Source organism: Hungatella sp., from assembly GCF_046966825.1.
Genome location: NZ_JBKVCZ010000236.1, coordinates 1 through 4,785 on the forward strand (window position 1 = coordinate 1; position 4,785 = coordinate 4,785).

Consider the following 4,785-nt stretch of genomic DNA (forward strand, 5'->3'; position numbering starts at 1 on the left):
GATTATGAGGAGGAAAAATTCCGCCGTACCAACGAAGACTTGAAGGAAGGCAGCCTGCGGGCCATGAAGATCGTAATCGCGACCATGCCTGTCATGATGCTGGCCATGAACGTGACGACGCTGGCCGTCGTCTGGTACGGCGGAAACTTAATTATCGGTGGCTCCATGCCGGTCGGTGATTTGACCGCATTTACCACATACATCGTTCAGATCCTGATGTCCCTCATGATGGTATCCATGGTGTTCTTACAGGCCTCCCGTGCCATGGCTTCGTTAAAGCGTGTCCGGGAAGTCCTGGATACGGAGATTGACTTAACGGATGAGCATGCGGCAAGAAAGGACGCCGTCGTGACGGAAGGCCGGATCGAATTTAGAGATGTCTGTTTCCAGTATGCGAAGGACACCGACGAGATGGTGCTGGATCATATCAATTTTACCGCCAATCCGGGAGAGACCATCGGTATCATCGGTTCCACGGGAAGCGGAAAGACGTCCCTCGTCCAGCTGATCCCCAGACTCTATGACGCGGACCGCGGCCAGGTGCTGGTGGACGGTATCGACGTCCGGGATTATTCCATCCGGAATTTAAGAGAAGGCGTCGGCATGGTTCTTCAGAAAAATGTCCTGTTCTCCGGAACGATTGCAGAAAACCTGCAGTGGGGCAGTGAGGACGCGACCATGGAAGAAATCCGTGCAGTGGCCGAGAGTGCTCAGGCAGACGGATTCGTCACATCCTTCAAGGATGGATACGAGATGGATTTGGGCCAGGGCGGTGTCAACGTCTCCGGCGGCCAGAAGCAGAGGCTCTGTATTGCGCGCGCCCTGTTAAAGAAGCCGAAGATCCTGATTCTGGATGACAGCACATCGGCTGTCGATACGGCTACGGAGGCAAAGATCCGCGAGTGCTTCCAGACCACATTAAAAGATACGACAAAGTTTATTATCGCCCAGAGAATCGGTTCCGTAGAGAGTGCAGATAAGATTATTGTTCTGGATGACGGAAAGATCGTGGGAATGGGAACCCACGAAGAACTGATTAAATCCTGCGAAGCTTACCAGGAGATTTATTATTCACAGAGAGACCGGGAGAAGGAGGCGAGCGCGTAATGGATAATCAGAAACGGGTAGAGAGTTTAAAAAGGCGCTACGGCAGAAATGTAGCCCCGGCAAAAAGGCGCGGCCCCATGGGCGGTCCAGGCCACGGAAGACAGCACGGTAAGGGTGGAATGCCGAAAAACAGCAGGGAGACAATCAGACGACTGCTGTCCTACTTAAATGGATATAAGCTTCACATGGGGCTGGCATTTTTCTGTGTCATCGTCAATACGGTGGCGACCTTAACCGGTTCCTATATGCTGAGACCAATTATCAATAAATATATCGCTCCCATGGATGGAAGCCGCGGAAGCGTTGGCGGTCTGGCCGCTTCCCTGGTATTCATGGCGGCCATCTACTTCGTCGGCGTAGTCGCAAACTACGCGCAGTCGAGGGTCATGCTGACTGTGGCACAGAACGCGCTGCAGAAGATCAGGGATGAGCTCTTTACAAAGATGCAGAAGCTGCCGGTGCGTTTTTACGATACGAACAACAACGGTGACTTAATGAGCCGTTTTACCAACGACGTGGATACCGTGGGACAGATGCTGAGCAGCACGCTTGTGCAGCTGTTCTCGGGCGCTTTAAGCATAGTCGGCACGCTGGCCCTGATGATTTACACCAACATCTGGCTGACCCTGGTAACCGTCTTTATGATTCCGCTGATGATGAAGGCAGGCGGTTATGTGGCAGGAAAGAGCCAGAAGTATTTCTCCGCACAGCAGACCTCCCTCGGCGCCGTCAACGGTTATATCGAGGAGACGATCAGCGGCCAGAAGGTCGTGAAGGTCTTCTGTCATGAGGACATCGCGGAAGAAGAGTTTGAGATTTTAAATGAAGATTTACGTGACAACATGATCAAGGCGCAGTTCTTCGGCGGCATGATGGGGCCTGTTATGAGCAACTTAAGCCAGTTGAACTACACGCTGACGGCGGCGATCGGCGGTCTGCTCTGTGTACTGAGAGGATTTGACGTCGGCGGCCTCACCGTATTTTTAAACTTCTCCAGACAGTTCTCCAGGCCGATTAATGAGATATCCATGCAGATCAGCAACGTATTCTCGGCGCTGGCCGGTGCGGAGCGTGTGTTTGCGGTTATGGATGAGGTGCCGGAGCCGGTGGATGACGGCGACGCGGCGGTGTTGAATCCAATGAAGGGCTATGTGGAACTGAAGGATGTTACCTTTGGCTATAACCCGGAAAAGACGATTCTTAAGGATATCAGCCTCTATGCGAAACCGGGGCAGAAGATCGCCTTTGTAGGTTCCACGGGAGCAGGCAAGACGACGATTACCAATTTACTGAACCGGTTCTACGATATTCAAAGCGGATCTATCACCATCGACGGCGTCAATATCCGTCATATCAAGCGCGACAATCTGCGCCAGAATATCGCCATGGTTCTTCAGGATACCCATTTATTTACGGGGACGGTCATGGAAAATATCCGGTACGGCAGACTGGATGCCACCGATGAGGAGGTAATCCAGGCGGCAAAGACGGCCTCGGCGTATTCCTTTATCATGCGTCTGCCCCACGGCTTCGACACCGTGCTGGAAGGCGACGGAGCGAACCTAAGCCAGGGCCAGAGGCAGCTTTTAAATATTGCCAGAGCGGCCATCTCCAAGGCGCCGATCCTGATTCTCGATGAGGCCACCAGCTCGGTCGATACCCGTACAGAGAAACATATCGAGCACGGCATGGATCGTCTGATGGCAGACAGAACTACATTTGTCATCGCCCATCGCCTTTCTACAGTGCGCAACGCCAATGCCATTATGGTACTGGAAAACGGAGAGATCATTGAGCGCGGGGATCACGACGATCTGCTGGCTCAGAAGGGGCGGTATTATGAACTCTATACTGGAGTGAAGGAATTGGATTAATGATAACTTTGCACAAATTGATAAGACAGAAGGTAACATGTGAATAGGATAACATCATTACGGAAAGGAACCTTTTCATGATTCATGAACTGTTGAAAAATGGTTTGACGTTAGAAATTCTGGAGTAGTTAACATATAAGAGTAAAATGGAACGCAGCTTAGTGAACAGCTTACGGAAATTTGACAAAGAAGAATTGTTTTGTGAGGTGCGGGAAATACTTCACTTTTATCAATCGTGCAGTCTGCTGGATGAAGTAGATCTGGACTATCGAATAAAGAGCGAGGACTCCTGCCGGAGAAAATACAACAAATTCTATCCTGAAATGCGGTTGGAAAAAACGTTTAATGATTTGTTGGGCTTTCGAATGCTGACAGATAACTATGAGACTATAACAAAAGGAGAAATATCTGCGGGGTTTCGGATTGTGGATATGAGCCGGGGAAAATCAGGTGATGATGGTTATCGGGGAGTGCATATCTATTATCAGCCGGATCACAGACATTACCCCATCGAAATTCAGGTAAATTCCTATTATGACCGGCAGATGAATAACTGGCTGCACAAATACCTGTATAAAAAAGGATATCCCGATTCTGTCGGAAACCAATTGCGCCAGCAGTACGAATGTGGTACAATCCGAAGAGAACAGGAATTTGAGGAGGTGTTGAAGCTTGTGTTATCTGGTAGCGAAAAGATTTGATGGTAAGGGGTGCCTGGCCATGAAGGTGAAACACGGAAAGGCACTTGCGGATTTTACAGAGGCACTTCAAAAGAAAATCGGAGATAACGGCGTACAGTTAATTACGATCAGCCGTCCAAGTGCTTATGGTGAATATGAGCCGTATGAGATATTGTCAGATCAAAATCAATTTGAGCAGTGTGTGTTAAGTATGTAATAGCAGGCAGGCGGATACGCGGCTGAATGACAGCCGTGTCCCGCCTGCTTTTTCTTTGCCGTAAGACCCGCCGCCGCTCTCAAGATACCGCCATTCTGAAATCGCGCCTCCTTTACATGATTAAGAATTACTTAAGAAAAAGCATAGTTTATCATTAGATATATCCGTTGACATTATATATTATATGAAATATAATATGCGTATATGAAGCATATCTATAAAACACATAAATGTGATTAAAAATCGGCTGTTCAGAATTAATTGTTCAGAAATAATGAGAGGAGGCAGGACGGTATGGTGTATCAATTGACGCCGACGCTGTTGGATGCCATGGTACTGGCGATCGCAGAGGGAGAAGATGCCTACGGCTACATGATCGCCCAGCGGCTGAGGAACATAGCGAGTCAGAAGGAGTCCTCCCTGTACCCGGTTTTAAAGAGACTTTTGGAGGCGGGTTACCTGGAGACGTATGACCAGGAGTACCAGGGAAGAAACAGAAGATATTATAAGATTACAGAGGCGGGCAGAGGGCAGCTTTTATTCTACCGGAAAGAGTGGGATGAGTTTAAGACTGCGGCTGACGAAATTCTCGTTGGAGGTGAAGAAGATGAGCAGGAATGAGTATATGAAAGAGCTGGAGCTGGCGCTTAGGCGTCTTCCGAAGGCGGAACGGGAGGAAGCGCTTTCCTATTATAATGAATATTTTGATGATGCGGGACCTGAACGGGAAGCGGAAGTCATAGAGGAGCTGGGTGACGCAAAGGAGAGTGCGGCTCAGATCGTAAAGGAACTGGCCCTCAAGCGTCTGGAGGAGCCCAAGCCGGAACGGGCCGCCAGGAAAGGATTGTCCACACTCTGGATCGTGCTTCTGGCACTGTGTGCGGCGCCCATCGGACTGCCTCTCCTG

Annotated in this window: 6 protein-coding genes; all 6 read left to right on the forward strand. The window is 49.7% G+C overall.

All coding sequences use genetic code 11. From position 1 onward, the window contains the following. On the forward strand, positions 1-1,107 hold a 1,107-nt coding region (locus ACLTD4_RS32905), incomplete at its 5' end, for an ABC transporter ATP-binding protein (protein WP_412331928.1). Beyond that, on the forward strand, positions 1,107-2,981 hold the full coding sequence (locus ACLTD4_RS32910) for an ABC transporter ATP-binding protein (RefSeq protein WP_117623688.1): 1,875 nt from the start codon (positions 1,107-1,109) through the stop codon (positions 2,979-2,981). The genes ACLTD4_RS32905 and ACLTD4_RS32910, both read left to right, overlap by 1 nt. A gap of 146 nt (positions 2,982-3,127) precedes the next feature. Next, positions 3,128-3,682 carry a hypothetical protein gene (locus ACLTD4_RS32915; protein WP_243008410.1) on the forward strand — a complete coding sequence of 185 codons (555 nt, stop codon included), beginning with the start codon at positions 3,128-3,130 and terminating at the stop codon, positions 3,680-3,682. Between the two features lie 19 nt (positions 3,683-3,701). Then, positions 3,702-3,878: a DUF6718 family protein gene (locus ACLTD4_RS32920; RefSeq protein WP_243008411.1), complete on the forward strand. Its 177-nt coding sequence runs from the start codon at positions 3,702-3,704 to the stop codon at positions 3,876-3,878. Positions 3,879-4,172: 294 nt separating this feature from the next. Beyond that, a complete protein-coding gene (locus ACLTD4_RS32925) occupies positions 4,173-4,499 on the forward strand; it encodes a PadR family transcriptional regulator (protein WP_055655091.1) in 327 nt (108 codons plus the stop codon). Continuing rightward, positions 4,486-4,785, forward strand: a 300-nt coding sequence (locus ACLTD4_RS32930) for a DUF1700 domain-containing protein (protein ID WP_412331929.1), incomplete at its 3' end; no start/stop codon positions are given. The genes ACLTD4_RS32925 and ACLTD4_RS32930, both read left to right, overlap by 14 nt.